This is a genomic window from Horticoccus luteus (genome assembly GCF_019464535.1).
In the GTDB taxonomy this organism is placed as follows: Bacteria; Verrucomicrobiota; Verrucomicrobiia; order Opitutales; family Opitutaceae; genus Horticoccus; species Horticoccus luteus.
In genome coordinates this window covers 384,593-396,684 of sequence record NZ_CP080507.1, presented here as the reverse complement: position 1 = coordinate 396,684, position 12,092 = coordinate 384,593, and the positions used below count along the sequence as shown (strand labels likewise).

The following is a 12,092-nucleotide window of genomic DNA, read 5'->3' as shown; positions in this document are numbered from 1 at the left end:
CGGCGGCACTGACGCTCATCCCAGCAAAATTTCGCCCGATTCCGCGTCGAACACCACGGTGCTCCGCGGCGGCAGCGTCGTGCGAATCGTCGGTCCACCTGGCACGCGCAACGTCCGCTCCCCGCCCGCGAGCGAATGCACCACCAGCAACCCGTCACCGAGGAGCGTCGTGTCGTCGTGCTCGTTGACGACTGCACACTCCGCCCGTCGTCCGATCGCGCGCCAAGTTCCCGGACTATTGGGCGGCAAGGCGAAGGTCCACCACGTCGCGTTCTCCGTTCGCCGCCGCAATGCACTCGTCGCGCCGTTCGCCCACCGTCCGAGCACGTCGTCACGCTCCGCGGGCCCAAACTCCGGCAAGACAAAGGCCTCCTTGAGGCTCAACGTTTCCGTGGCGCCGTCGACCTCCAGTCGTTGCTCAGGCCGCGGTTGTTCTGACGCGCGCGTCGTGAAGCCGCTCCACGCGCCGGCCACCTCCGCTCCCACGCGCCGGCCATCGCTCCACCCCGCGTAGCCCAGTAACACCAGATGCCGCCCGTCCACCGCCACGTGTTCGCGCAGGAACGTCCGTTGCGCCGCGGCGAGCAGCGGCGTCGTCGCCAGGATCACCAATTTATACGGCTGCAGATCCAGCGTCGGGAGCTCCGACAACAACGCGTCGTCGTGAATCAAACCGGATCGATACAACGCTTCCACCAGCCCGTCGGTCAGCAACGGCGAAACCGGATCCACCTCCGATACCGGCATGACGCCAAACACCATCTTCGCGGGATCGTGCCGCCGGCTCGCGATGTGTGCGAACGCCCACGGATCGTGCAACACCAGCACGTCCGCGCACCGCCGATACGGCCGCCCGTGTCGACTCGCCATCACCGCGCGAATCCGCCCGATCTCCGCTTGCAGCCGCGGATGGTCCCACCAGCCGACCAAACCCAATCGCGCAAACGCCGGCGTCCCCGCCACGATCCCGAAGTCGAAACACCACGCGCCCCCGCCCCGCGTCGGCGCCTGCAGCAGGTTGCGACGCAACACCGCCACGTCGTCCTCGATCGTGCCCGCGAAATTCGGATCCCACGGACAACGCGTGACCGACGTCGCCCGGTCGTGCTCGTCGAGCCACAATTTTCCCGCCCGCCGCACCGCATCCACCACGCTCTTCGAATGCCCCGTGCCACCCGGCGGCATCGCACCCGGCGTATAAACCGGCGACGCGCACAACGCGTCCACGTGCGGCGACGCCAGCACGCGTGCCACCGCCAGATGCCCGCCCGCCGCCTGCCGGCCAAACAGGCAGTAGAAATAGCCGAAGAACGTCGCGGTCATGATCGGCCGCGGCCACGCCTCGCGCACCGTTTGGGCGAGCGCGATCACCGCGTCCGCGAGCCCTTCGTGTAGAAACGTGTAGTAGTCGATCACGGCCTGCTGCTTCGCCGGATCGCGCAACAACGCGAGGTCCGCCCGCTCGCGGGCCGCGGAATCCGGCGCTGTCACCGCCTCCCACGTCAGCCCCGCCCGACCCCAAGCCGCCGACAATTCCAATGCGCTCCCATATCGATTCCGCAACCACCGCCGAAACGCCCTCGTCGCCGCTCCACCCGTATCCGGATCGTGGCAGAAGAATCCAAACTGGTGCCACTCGCCATAAACGCCGTAAGCCACTTGCAGACCGAAGACCGCATCACCTTCCGGCGTCGCGGCGAGCTGGCCGCAAAAATCCGTCAGATAACGGCGCGCCCATTCGCGCCATTTCTCCGAATAGAAACTCGCCCGCACCGGTTGATCGTTATCGTGCCCGGTGACGCGCACCAAACCCCAGCGCTCCTCCGGCACCGCCGGCCCGTCCGCATAGCCGACGCACTCGTCGGGATTTTCCGCGCCCCACGCCAGCGGCACGTGAAAATGCACCCGCAACATCACCTTCGCGTCCGGACCCGCCGCCGCCAAAAATCCCGCCACCTGCCGCCGCGCCAGCGCGATATCCAGCCGCCCGTCCACTCCGATCATCTCCTCGAGGAAAATCATCCCGAGGAAAAGCCGCACGCCCTGCTGTGCAAAGAGCGCGATGTTCCGCGCCGGCACCTCCTCCCACGACCAACGCGCGCCGGGCGAATCCGTAAGCGCATAGAGCAAGGGTGCCGTCGGCAGTCCATCGATCACCAACGTCGGCCGACCCGCGCGCATCTCGACTTTCGCCTCGACCGGTGCGTGCATGGCTCAGCGTTTCCTCAACGCACTCCCACGGCGCCCGCGCTTTCGATGCGGCGCGTGTCGCTCGCTTGTCGCTGACTCAGCGAACCCATCATGCGCACTCGCAGCCCCCTCATCGCAGCCCTTCGGCGTTCGCTCCCGCACGCATGACCGCTCAGATCAGGCCGGCTGTTTCGTCGAAGCCGCACCACAGATTCATGATCTGCACGGCTTGACCGCTGGCCCCCTTCACCAAGTTGTCCTCGGCGCTCGTGATGACGAAATTTTTCGTGCGCGGGTCGAACACGGCCGACATGTCGATGCGGTTCGTGCCCGTCACGTAAGCCGTGTCCGGCGTCTCGCCGGTCGGGAGCAATTGCACAAACGGCCGCCCGGCATACTGCGCGCGCCACGCGGCGTAGAGGGCCTCGATCGTCGCCCCGGCCGCGGCTGGCACTGTGATCGTCGTAGCGATACCGCGCCGCATTGGTGCGAGGTGCGGATTGAACTGCAGGATGACCGGCGCCCCGGTATGCAGCGCGAGTTGCTCCTCCACCTCCGCGAGATGCCGGTGTTTCACGAGGCCGTAGGCCTTGGTGCTTTCCGCGCGCTCCACGTAAAGATACGCTTCCTCCACTTTCTTCCCCGCCCCGCTGACGCCGCTATACGAATTCACCACGATGTGCTCCCGCGAGATGACGCCCGCTTTGAGCAAGGGCGCGAGCGGCACGAGCATGCTGGTCGGATAACAGCCGGGCGATGCGACCAGTTTAGCCTCGGTTTTCCACGCGTCGGGCGTGAGTTCCGGCAGCACAAAACGCGCGTGCGGCAGCAATTCCGGAGCCTGATGCGCGCCGTAATATTTTTGGTAGTTCGCCAGATCCGCGATCCGGAAGTCCGCACTGAGATCGATCACGCGTTTGCCGGCCGGCACAAGGGCCTTCGCATATGTCGCCGCCGCACCGTGCGGCAGCGCGAGAAAAAACAACTCGATCTCGCTCGTCGCGAGCGCCGCGACATCCGAATCGACGAACGTCAACCCGCGATCCGCGCCCCGCAGCGACGGAATCACCGCCCCGAGAGGCTTGCCCGCGTGGCTGCGCGAAGTGACCGCCGCAAGTTCGACCTGCGGATGCCCCAGCAAGAGTTTGACCAACACTTCGCCGGAATAACCCGACGCCCCGACGACACCGACTTTCATTTGTGGCGCACCATCCAGCATCACCGCCGCAGAATCCAGAATGATTTTCGCGGCGTTGTTTCGCAACGGAGACCGCCCGTGCCCGCACGGGGCCACGGGCGGTCAGGAAACCACAAACCAAAGCCAGGCGAACCTCAAAACGTGTAAGCGTAGCTCACCGTCACCACGCCGCGGCCGACCGCGAGCGGATTGCCGGTTTTCGGGATGCCCACTTGCTTGAAGTAGGCGTTTTCACCCTTCGTGTAGGCGAAACCGATCGTGAGCTTCGCGTCCTTCGCGACCTGAAACGGCATCGCGGCGCCCACCAGCCAGTAGGTGCCCACTTGTTTCACCGCCGGACTGGCATCCTTGGCCGCATCCTTGAACACGTAGTCGCCATACGTCGCGGTAAAATCGAGTTCGCTCCCGATGTCTTTCAACGCCACGGCATACGCAGCGGTGATTTCGTAGGTCGGCCCGTCGAGCACGACGTCGTAATAGGCCTTCGGCGTCAGCGTCACGCCGCCCGGCAGGCTGAACGGCACGGCGATGTTGGGCTCAAACGTCGTGCGATAAAATCCATTGCCCGTGTCTGCATTGGGAAACGTGTAAAGCGTCGCCCCGGGCACGATGCTCACGGTGTCGTTCGCCTTGATCGTGTAATAGACGTAGGGATCCACCTCCGGATCCGATACGCCGTGGACCTTCGCGTTGAGCGGGAAGTTGCTCCAGATGCCCACGCCGAGATGGCCGTAGTCGACCTCGATATTCGGCTCGAATGAAAACCCGCCGAGGCGTTGCCCGCGGAACATGTATTGCGAGACGAAGGCGGGCGTCAGCGTTGCGGAGATGCTGGGCGCCGCGACCGCGGAGACGGTTTGGCCGGGCAGCGTCAACGCGCCGGTCGTGAGCAGGGTGAGCGTAAGGATTATTTTCTTATTCATAGGTTGGTGTCAGCTTTACCGAGTGGCGCCGAACAGCGCCGCTGCCCGTTTAGCAGGCCCCTTGCCAACCTGCGGAAGCGGCCGCGCGTTCCGTGGGCGCACAAAAAAACCGCCGGACCTTGGGTCGCGGCGGTTGGAAAGTTTGCGGGGAGCTCGGCTCAGCGCTTCGAGAACTGGAAGCGCTTGCGAGCGCCGGGTTGACCGGGCTTCTTGCGCTCTTTCTCTCGCGGATCACGGGTGATGTGGCCGGCTTTCTTTAACGCCGCGCGCAATTCCGGATTCATCTTCTGCAACGCGCGGGCGATGCCGTGCGCCACCGCACCGGCCTGGCCGGCCACGCCGCCACCGGCGACCGTCGCCGTCACGTCGATCTTCTCGCGCAATTGCGCGGTCAGGAGCGGCGCGTAGGCCTGCTTGGCAAAGTTATCGTGCGAGAAATAGTCTTCGAACTCGCGATCGTTGACGGTCAGCTTGCCCGAACCCTCGGTGATCCGCACGCGGGCGGTCGAGGTTTTGCGGCGGCCGGTGCCGGTAAATACGTTGGCGGCGATGGTGCTCATGGGCGGATCAAACGGAAATCTTTTCGGGGTTCTGCGCTTCGTGCGTGTGCTCGGCACCCGCAAATACGCGGAGCTTCGTCAGCATCTTGGCGGCCAGACGGTTCTTCGGCAGCATGCCTTTCACGGCGTGCTCGATGATGAATTCCGGGTGGCGCTCACGCACGGATGACAGCTTGCGATAGCTCTCGCCGCCCACGAAGCCGGAGAAAAACATAAACTCGTTATTCTCCTCCTTGCGGCCGGTGAGAACAACTTTGTTCGCATTCACAATCACGACGTAATCGCCGGTATCGACACTCGGAGTGTAAGTAGCTTTGTGACGGCCGCGGATGATATTGGCGGCCTTCACCGCGAGACGTCCGAGCACTTCCCCTTCGGCATCGATGAGATACCATTTGGGTTGCACCGTCTCCTTCTTGGCGAGGAACGTTTTCATTGGAAAAGGGGCCAACTGGTAGGGTTAATCGAAGACGTGTCAACCCCGCTTTTCTCTCGTGCCGGGATTTCCCTTTCCTGATCCCAAACCCGACGCTCCTCCTCAAAATTCGTAACGCACCCCAAGGCTCGCCACACCCGCCGAATGCCACGCCCCGCGCCGCTCGGCCACCGCCAGTTGTCCGCCCACGGAAATCTGGCACCGCATCACCTGATAACGCAACGTCAGCCCCACGCTGCCAAAACTATGCGCCCCGCCGTTGCTTTCCGCCGCCCACGTCCGCCCCGCCGTTGCCGCACCGTCGATCGTCGCGCCCCACCGCGCGAGCGGGAGCGCATAAGCCGCCTGCGCCTGCCCGGTCCACGCGTCCCGCATCGCGTTGTAGAATAACGTCGCGCCCGGTGTCACTCCACTCCCCGTCGTGAAACTCGCCGCGACGTAGGGCTCCGCCGTCGTTTGCCAGCCCGCCGCCCCGTCGGCCGCCGCGCGGTGATAAAGCGTCGCGCCCGCCTCCATGCGCGCCGTCGCGCCCCAACTCGCGCCATAACTTCCATAGGCATCCACCTCCGGCGCATCGGCTCTCGCCAACGATTGACTCGCCCACACGCCGCCCGACCACGCTCCTTTCGCCAAATTCACCGCGGGCTGTAGTTGCGCGCCACCCCATGCCTCGCCGCGAAAAACATAACGGCTCGCCCAAGTCGCTTCGCCGCTCACCGCCACATCGGCCGCGCGCGTCTGCCCCGCCGCGCTGAACAGCGCGAGCAAAGATCCCATCCAATAGACGCAACGCATCATTCGAGTTTGCGACCCTCGCCCGCGCCGACAACCCTGCGCCTCCGCTTCTTCTCACTTTTTTCTCATGATCTCACGACTCCCTTTCATTTCGAGTGCGCTGGCTGGCGCGAGCGGTGTTGGTCTCGGCGCGTTTGGCGCCCACGCCCTCCGCGGCCGCCTGATCGAACTCGGCCACTTGGAGACGTGGCAGACCGCGGTCCACTATCACCTGCTGCATGCCGTCGCACTACTCGCCCTCGCCGTGCTCGCCGCTGTGCAACCGCGCCGGCTCGCCTGTTGGATCGCCGCTTTCTGGGCCGCCGGTATCGTCCTGTTTTCCGGTTCACTCTATTGGTATTCGTTCTCGGGCCCGTACTTCGTCGTCTACCTGACCCCGCTCGGCGGCGTCTGCTTTCTCGTCGGCTGGCTGCTGCTCCTTTTCTGGAACAACTCACCCCGCCCGGCTTCCAGCGGCGCATGAATCTTCCCGCCGACCTTCGCGCCATCCTCGAAGCGGTGCGCCGCGTCGGCCGGCCGCGTCTCGTCGGCGGTGGCGTGCGTGATTGGCTGCTTGGCCGCGACGCCAAGGACTTCGACGTCGAGGTCGCCGGCGTCGATTTCGAAACTCTCCAGCGCGCGCTCGCCCCCTTCGGCGCGACGGACATCATCGGCCGCAGCTTCGGCGTCATCAAAGTCCGCGGTCCGCGCGGCGCGGAATACGATTTCAGCCTCCCCCGCCGCGAATCCAAAACCGGCGCCGGACACCGCGGTTTCGCCGTTCAGCCCGAGCCCAACCTCAGCGATGCCGACGCCGCCGCCCGTCGCGATTTCACGATCAACGCCATCGCCTGCGATCCCTTCACCGGCGCCCTGATCGATCCCCACGGCGGCGAACGCGACCTCCGCGCCGGCATCCTTCGTCACACCAGCGCCGCCTTCACCGAAGATCCGTTGCGCGTCCTCCGCGCGTTTCAATTCGCCGCCCGCTTCGATTTTTCCCTCGCGCCCGAAACCGCCGCGCTCTGCCGCTCCATTGCCGGCACCTTCCCCGAACTCCCCGTCGAGCGCGTCTGGGCCGAATGGGACAAGTGGGCCACCAAAGCCGCCAAACCCTCGCGCGGCCTCGACGTCCTCGAGCAGACCGGTTGGCTCGCACACTTTCCCGAACTCGCCGCGCTCCGCGGCACGCCACAGGATCCCGCGTGGCACCCCGAGGGCGACGTGTTTACGCATACGCAGCTTTGCCTCGATGCCCTCGTCACCGAGCCCGGCTGGCGCGATGCTCCCCCCGCCACGCGCCGCCTCCTCAGCTTCGCCGTCCTCGCGCACGATTTCGGCAAACCCTCCACCACCGTTTTCGCCGACAAACGCGGCGCGATGCACTGGATCAGTCCCGGCCACGACTCCGCGGGCGGGCCGCTCGCCCTGGCGTTTCTCTCCCGTCTCGGCGCGCCGCACGACCTGCCGCCGGTCGTCGCCCAACTCGTCCTCTGTCACCACGCGCACCAGAATACCCAACCCGGCGACGGCTACACCGACGCCCAGATCCGACGCCTCGCCCGCCGCCTCGCCCCCGCCACCATCAACGAACTCGCGCTCGTGATGATCGCCGACGCCTGCGGCCGCCCGCCCGTCGATCCCGCGCCCACTCTCGCGTTGATCGGCGAAATGCGTGCGCATTCGCAACGCCTCGCTCTCGGCGCCTCGGCCCCTCGCCCCCTCCTCCTCGGCCGCCACCTCGTGCAACTCGGCCATGCGCCCGGCCCTCCTTTCAAGCCCGTGCTCGACGCCGCATTCGAAGCCCAACTCGATGGCGCCTTCACCGATGAAGTCGGCGCGGTGGCTTGGCTCGAAAACTATTTGCGCGCCCTCCCTTCCGACCTACCTTGAATTTCTCATTCACCTTAACCTCCAATCACTCATGGCCGCTACGCAACTCGAACAACTGAAACGCTTCACCAAAGTCGTCGCCGATACCGGCGACTTCAAAGCCATGAAGCAATTCACGCCGCAGGATGCGACGACCAACCCCAGCCTTATCCTCAAAGCCGCCGGCTCCGCCGAAAACGCCGGTCTCATCGAGAAAGCCATCCAGGATGCCGGCTCCGGCGCCCCCGTCACTGCCGTCATCGATCGCCTCCTGGTCCTCTTCGGCCTCGAAATCCTCAAAATCGTCCCCGGCCGGGTGTCGACCGAAGTCGACGCCCGCCTTTCCTTCGACCGCGATGGCTCCGTCGCCAAGGCCCGTGAAATCATCGCCCTCTACGAAAAGGCCGGCATCCCCCGCGAGCGCATCCTCATCAAAGTCGCCTCCACGTGGGAAGGCATCCGCGCCGCCGAACTGCTCCAGCGCGAAAAGATCAACTGCAACCTCACGCTCCTCTTCTCGTTTCCCCAAGCCGTCGCCTGCGCCGATGCCGGTGTGAAACTCATCTCGCCCTTCGTCGGCCGCATTCTCGATTGGTATAAAAAGAGCACCGGCAAAGATTACGCCCCGGCCGAAGACCCCGGCGTGAAATCCGTCACCGAGATCTACGCCTACTACAAAAAATTCGGCCACCCGACCGAAATCATGGGCGCCAGCTTCCGCAATAAAGGCGAAATTCTCGAACTCGCCGGCTGCGACCTGCTCACCATCTCGCCCAACTTCCTCGGTGAACTCGCGGCGTCCACCGATCCCGTGGAACGCAAACTCGATCCCGCCGCCGCGAAGGACGCCAAGATCGAACGCGTGACCTACGACGAAAAGTCTTTCCGCTTCGCCCTGAACGAAGACGCGATGGCGACCGACAAACTCGCCGAAGGCATCCGCACGTTCACCGCCGACATCATCAAACTGGAGCACCTGCTGCAGAAGTCGGGGAAGTAAGCGCGGCCTCGAATCATCGCGTTAGATTAACGAGGTGGGCCGTGCGCTCCCGCGCGCGGCTCCCCCGCCTCGCAACAAGCGCCGCCCGCGCGCCGCCTCGCTGCCTTCACTCCAGCGCCGGTTTCGCAAACGCCAGCGCCGCCTGTCCCGTCGTCGGCGCGTCTCCCGTCACGCGCAACTCCCCCGCGCCCGCCACCAGCGTCCCGTCGCGCAAAATCTTCGCCCGCAACCCGCCGTTGCCGCGCAACCACTCCTCCGCGCCCGGCGCCACCGCTCCGTCCATCCAAAAACACGGCCGCGATTCGCACGCCCCCTCGAACGCCACGCCACCGACCTCGAAGCGCTTTCCGATCAGCTCGTTGATGTCCACGCCTTCGATCAACACGTTGCGCCGAAATGCCTGCGGCCGCAGCGCGGGCACGCGAAATTTTTCCTTCGCCTCCTCATAGATCGCCCAATCGAAAAACGTCACCTGCCCCTTGTAGTCCGGACGATACCCGTAAAACCGATCACCTTCCAGCCCCCACCCTGCGCGACACGCCACCTCACGCACGTCCACGATCTCATGTGTCCCCGCCGCTTGCCCGTAATGCCCGAAAAAATTATGCCCCGGCGAAATGAAGATGTGGCGGATCGTGACTTGCACGCCGCACCTCTAGCCGCCACCGGCGCGCTTGCAAGCGAGGCTTCCCCGCAGGCCGCCAATCGCAGTCGTTTGTGCAACCGCTTTCATACGCCCCGCGCCAACGACGCCCCGCCCCAAAACCTCGAGAGCCTCCTGCCGGCGGCCACTCACCGCCAGCCCAGTCCCGGGGCCACATGCGAGAGAATGGCCTCCAGCACGTGCACGTTATATGCCACACCCAGTTGGTTGGGAATCGTCAGCAGAAGGGTGTCGGCTGCCGCGATGGCTTCATCCTGGCGGAGCTGCTCGATCAGCACATCCGGTTCCGCGGCGTAGCCGCGCCCGAAAACCGCCCGCGTCGTCGCATCCAGAAAACCAATCTGATCCTGCTGTTCTTCGTCCCTCCCGAAGTAAGCACGATCACGATCATCCATGAGCGCAAAAATGCTACGGCTCACCGACACGCGGGGCTCGCGGGTGTGGCCCGCATCAGTCCACGCTTTGCGGAAAGCCCGAATCTGCGCGGCTTGCTGCACGTGCAACGGCTCCCCCGACTCGTCAAATTTGAGAGTCGAGCTCTGCAAATTCATCCCGCGTTGCGCGGCCCAGATCGCCGTGGCGTTGGTCGCCGAGCCCCACCAGATCCGCTCCCGCAAACCCGCAGAAAACGGTTCGAGCCGCAATAGTCCGGGCGGATTGGCGAACATCGGACGCGGGTTGGGCTGCGCAAACCCCCGGCCGTCGAGCAGCCCCAAAAACGTTTCGGCGTGCCGGCGTCCCATGTCCGCATCGTTCTCCCCGTCCGTGAGTTGATGGCCGAAATGACGCCAGCCTTCGATCACCTGCTCCGGCGAGCCGCGGCTGATTCCCAATTGCAATCGCGAGCCCGCGATCAGATCAGCCGCGCCCGCATCCTCCGCCATGTAGTGCGGATTCTCATAACGCATGTCGATGACCGCCGTGCCGATCTCGATCTTCCGCGTCCGCGCACCCACGGCCGCCAGCAAGGGAAACGGCGACGCCAGTTGCCGGGCGAAATGGTGCACTCGAAAGTAAGCTCCATCCACGCCCAAGCGCTCAGCCTCCACCGCGAGGTCGATGGACTGCAACAGCACGTCCGCCGCCGACCGCGCCTGCGACTGGGGTGATGGCGTCCAATGACCGAAGGACAGGAAACCGATTTTCTTCATGGCGAAAAAGGAGATGCGTCGTGAGGCATTTCGCAAAGCCTCCTCTGCGCCAGCCTCGGTCGCATCTCCCAGCGGACCCTGGACAACGCGCGCGAGAACCTTGCTCTGCCCCGCCGTCCTTCAGACGCCGAAACCACTACCCGACGCTCCCTCAAGCCCTGACATTTCGCGGAGCGCCGCGGTTTTCCTCGTAAAAACACATCGCGGCGTTTGGCTACCGCGTTCCTGCCATTTGGCAGATTACATTTGCAATGCCCGCCCAGCCACCCCACGTTTCTCCCATGAAATCCCACAAGGTCCCGGTCGATTACAGCCACGTGCACGATAATGCCGCGATGGCCCAGAAGGTCGAGGAGGGCCTGCCGGTGCTCGATGTCGTGAAGTTCGGCCAGGAGGTCGGTTTCACCGTCGACGAGCTCGCCCGGCTCATTCACATCCCGCCGCGCACGTATGCGCGGCGCGTCGCCGCCCGTTCCCGCCTGAAGGTGCCGGAGGGCGAGCGCGCGGTGCGCATCATGCGAGTTTACGATCGGGCGCGTCAGCTTTTCGCCACTCACGACAACACCCGGCAGTGGCTCAATTCCACGCTCCCTGCGCTCGGCGGCCGCACGCCTTTGGATTTCGCCCAGACCGAGCCCGGCGCCCGCGAAGTCGAAGCCGTGATCGAGCGCCTCGAAGACGGCGTGGTGATGTGAGCAACCTCACGCTCTGGCGCCTCTCGCCCGCGTATCACGCCGCCAAAGCCATGTCCGGCGATGGTGCTTACCGGCGCGGCGGACGTTGGAATCCACCCGGCATCCGCGTCGTGTATTGCGCCGAATCGCGCTCCCTCGCGGTCATCGAAGTGCTCGTGAACGTGAAACAGGTGTCGATCCTCGGCGATCAGGCATGGGTGTTCATTCCCGTCGAAGTGCCTTCTGAACTAGTGGAGAAACCCGCGCGCGTGCCCGACTCATGGCGCGCCATGCCCTATGGTCCCGCCTCGCAGGCCTTCGGCGCCGAATGGGTGCAGGCCGCGCGGACGCCGGCCTTGCGTGTGCCCAGCGTCATCGTGTCCGGGGAGTTCAATTACCTGCTCAACCCCGCGCACCCCGGCTTCAAACGCATCAAAGCCGGCCCGCCCGAGCCCTTCGCGTTCGACCCGCGCTTTGGCCCGTGAGCCGCGGCACCGCCCGCGCGCCCTCGTCGATCCGAATCATTTTGTAGGCGGGGTGCCCTCACCCCGCGTTTTCACCGCGCGCAAGTTTATGTTAGCGTTTATGGGTGCCCTCATCCCTCGTTCTCGCGCCCCCAGACGCGTCATCCACCGCGGGGTGAGGGCACG

General features: G+C 65.0%; 13 protein-coding genes. 5 read left to right on the top strand and 8 right to left on the bottom strand.

Annotated features, from left to right (window positions below; all coding sequences use genetic code 11):
• Window positions 1-15 precede the first annotated feature (15 nt).
• From K0B96_RS01560 to K0B96_RS01535, 6 genes are all read right to left on the bottom strand, one after another.
• Window positions 16-2,211 (bottom strand): beta-galactosidase, encoded by a 2,196-nt coding sequence (locus tag K0B96_RS01560; RefSeq protein WP_220163059.1) that lies wholly within the window; start codon window positions 2,209-2,211, stop codon window positions 16-18.
• Window positions 2,212-2,362: 151 nt separating this feature from the next.
• Window positions 2,363-3,388 (bottom strand): N-acetyl-gamma-glutamyl-phosphate reductase, encoded by a 1,026-nt coding sequence (gene argC / locus K0B96_RS01555; protein WP_220163058.1) that lies wholly within the window; start codon window positions 3,386-3,388, stop codon window positions 2,363-2,365.
• 134 nt (window positions 3,389-3,522) lie between these two features.
• The gene (locus K0B96_RS01550; RefSeq protein ID WP_220163056.1) at window positions 3,523-4,311 is read right to left on the bottom strand and encodes a TorF family putative porin; all 789 of its coding nucleotides are present in this window, start codon (window positions 4,309-4,311) and stop codon (window positions 3,523-3,525) included.
• Between the two features lie 158 nt (window positions 4,312-4,469).
• The gene (gene rpsI, locus K0B96_RS01545) at window positions 4,470-4,871 is read right to left on the bottom strand and encodes a 30S ribosomal protein S9 (protein WP_255558797.1); all 402 of its coding nucleotides are present in this window, start codon (window positions 4,869-4,871) and stop codon (window positions 4,470-4,472) included.
• 7 nt (window positions 4,872-4,878) lie between these two features.
• Window positions 4,879-5,307, bottom strand: coding sequence for a 50S ribosomal protein L13 (rplM, locus tag K0B96_RS01540; protein WP_220163054.1), 429 nt, complete (start codon window positions 5,305-5,307; stop codon window positions 4,879-4,881).
• 102 nt (window positions 5,308-5,409) lie between these two features.
• Window positions 5,410-6,102 (bottom strand): hypothetical protein, encoded by a 693-nt coding sequence (locus tag K0B96_RS01535; protein ID WP_220163052.1) that lies wholly within the window; start codon window positions 6,100-6,102, stop codon window positions 5,410-5,412.
• 67 nt (window positions 6,103-6,169) lie between these two features.
• On the opposite strand from K0B96_RS01535, the gene K0B96_RS01530 reads away from it, so the two are divergent.
• From K0B96_RS01530 to tal, 3 genes are read left to right on the top strand one after another with little or no spacing between them, the layout of a single operon-like run.
• Complete coding sequence (locus K0B96_RS01530; protein ID WP_220163050.1) at window positions 6,170-6,565, top strand: DUF423 domain-containing protein; 396 nt, start codon at window positions 6,170-6,172, stop codon at window positions 6,563-6,565.
• Window positions 6,562-7,974: a CCA tRNA nucleotidyltransferase gene (locus K0B96_RS01525; RefSeq protein ID WP_220163040.1), complete on the top strand. Its 1,413-nt coding sequence runs from the start codon at window positions 6,562-6,564 to the stop codon at window positions 7,972-7,974. The genes K0B96_RS01530 and K0B96_RS01525 overlap by 4 nt, the downstream gene beginning before the upstream one ends.
• 31 nt (window positions 7,975-8,005) lie before the next feature.
• Window positions 8,006-8,953, top strand: a complete 948-nt coding sequence (tal, locus tag K0B96_RS01520; protein WP_220163038.1) for a transaldolase — start codon at window positions 8,006-8,008, stop codon at window positions 8,951-8,953.
• A 106-nt stretch (window positions 8,954-9,059) separates the two neighbouring features.
• On the opposite strand, the gene K0B96_RS01515 is transcribed toward tal, so the two are convergent.
• Together K0B96_RS01515 and K0B96_RS01510 are read right to left on the bottom strand one after the other, a co-directional pair.
• Window positions 9,060-9,599: an MOSC domain-containing protein gene (locus K0B96_RS01515; RefSeq protein ID WP_220163036.1), complete on the bottom strand. Its 540-nt coding sequence runs from the start codon at window positions 9,597-9,599 to the stop codon at window positions 9,060-9,062.
• 146 nt (window positions 9,600-9,745) lie between these two features.
• On the bottom strand, window positions 9,746-10,768 hold the full coding sequence (locus tag K0B96_RS01510) for an LLM class flavin-dependent oxidoreductase (RefSeq protein ID WP_220163034.1): 1,023 nt from the start codon (window positions 10,766-10,768) through the stop codon (window positions 9,746-9,748).
• A gap of 281 nt (window positions 10,769-11,049) precedes the next feature.
• Between K0B96_RS01510 and parS the strand changes: the two genes are divergently transcribed.
• Complete coding sequence (gene parS, locus K0B96_RS01505; protein ID WP_220163032.1) at window positions 11,050-11,463, top strand: type II RES/Xre toxin-antitoxin system antitoxin; 414 nt, start codon at window positions 11,050-11,052, stop codon at window positions 11,461-11,463.
• The gene (locus K0B96_RS01500; protein WP_220163030.1) at window positions 11,460-11,927 is read left to right on the top strand and encodes an RES family NAD+ phosphorylase; all 468 of its coding nucleotides are present in this window, start codon (window positions 11,460-11,462) and stop codon (window positions 11,925-11,927) included. Before parS ends, K0B96_RS01500 begins: the two co-directional genes overlap by 4 nt.
• The last annotated feature ends 165 nt before the right edge of the window (window positions 11,928-12,092 follow it).

Excerpts from the sequence above, each read along its gene's own strand:
- K0B96_RS01535 (WP_220163052.1), bottom strand. The coding sequence starts at position 6,102 with ATGCGTTGCGTCTATTGGATGGGATCTTTGCTCGCGCTGTTCAGCGCG.
- rpsI (WP_255558797.1), bottom strand. The coding sequence starts at position 4,871 with ATGAGCACCATCGCCGCCAACGTATTTACCGGCACCGGCCGCCGCAAA.
- K0B96_RS01530 (WP_220163050.1), top strand. The coding sequence starts at position 6,170 with ATGATCTCACGACTCCCTTTCATTTCGAGTGCGCTGGCTGGCGCGAGC.
- K0B96_RS01510 (WP_220163034.1), bottom strand. The coding sequence starts at position 10,768 with ATGAAGAAAATCGGTTTCCTGTCCTTCGGTCATTGGACGCCATCACCC.
- K0B96_RS01525 (WP_220163040.1), top strand. The coding sequence starts at position 6,562 with ATGAATCTTCCCGCCGACCTTCGCGCCATCCTCGAAGCGGTGCGCCGC.
- tal (WP_220163038.1), top strand. The coding sequence starts at position 8,006 with ATGGCCGCTACGCAACTCGAACAACTGAAACGCTTCACCAAAGTCGTC.
- parS (WP_220163032.1), top strand. The coding sequence starts at position 11,050 with ATGAAATCCCACAAGGTCCCGGTCGATTACAGCCACGTGCACGATAAT.
- argC (WP_220163058.1), bottom strand. The coding sequence starts at position 3,388 with ATGAAAGTCGGTGTCGTCGGGGCGTCGGGTTATTCCGGCGAAGTGTTG.
- K0B96_RS01560 (WP_220163059.1), bottom strand. The coding sequence starts at position 2,211 with ATGCACGCACCGGTCGAGGCGAAAGTCGAGATGCGCGCGGGTCGGCCG.
- rplM (WP_220163054.1), bottom strand. The coding sequence starts at position 5,307 with ATGAAAACGTTCCTCGCCAAGAAGGAGACGGTGCAACCCAAATGGTAT.
- K0B96_RS01550 (WP_220163056.1), bottom strand. The coding sequence starts at position 4,311 with ATGAATAAGAAAATAATCCTTACGCTCACCCTGCTCACGACCGGCGCG.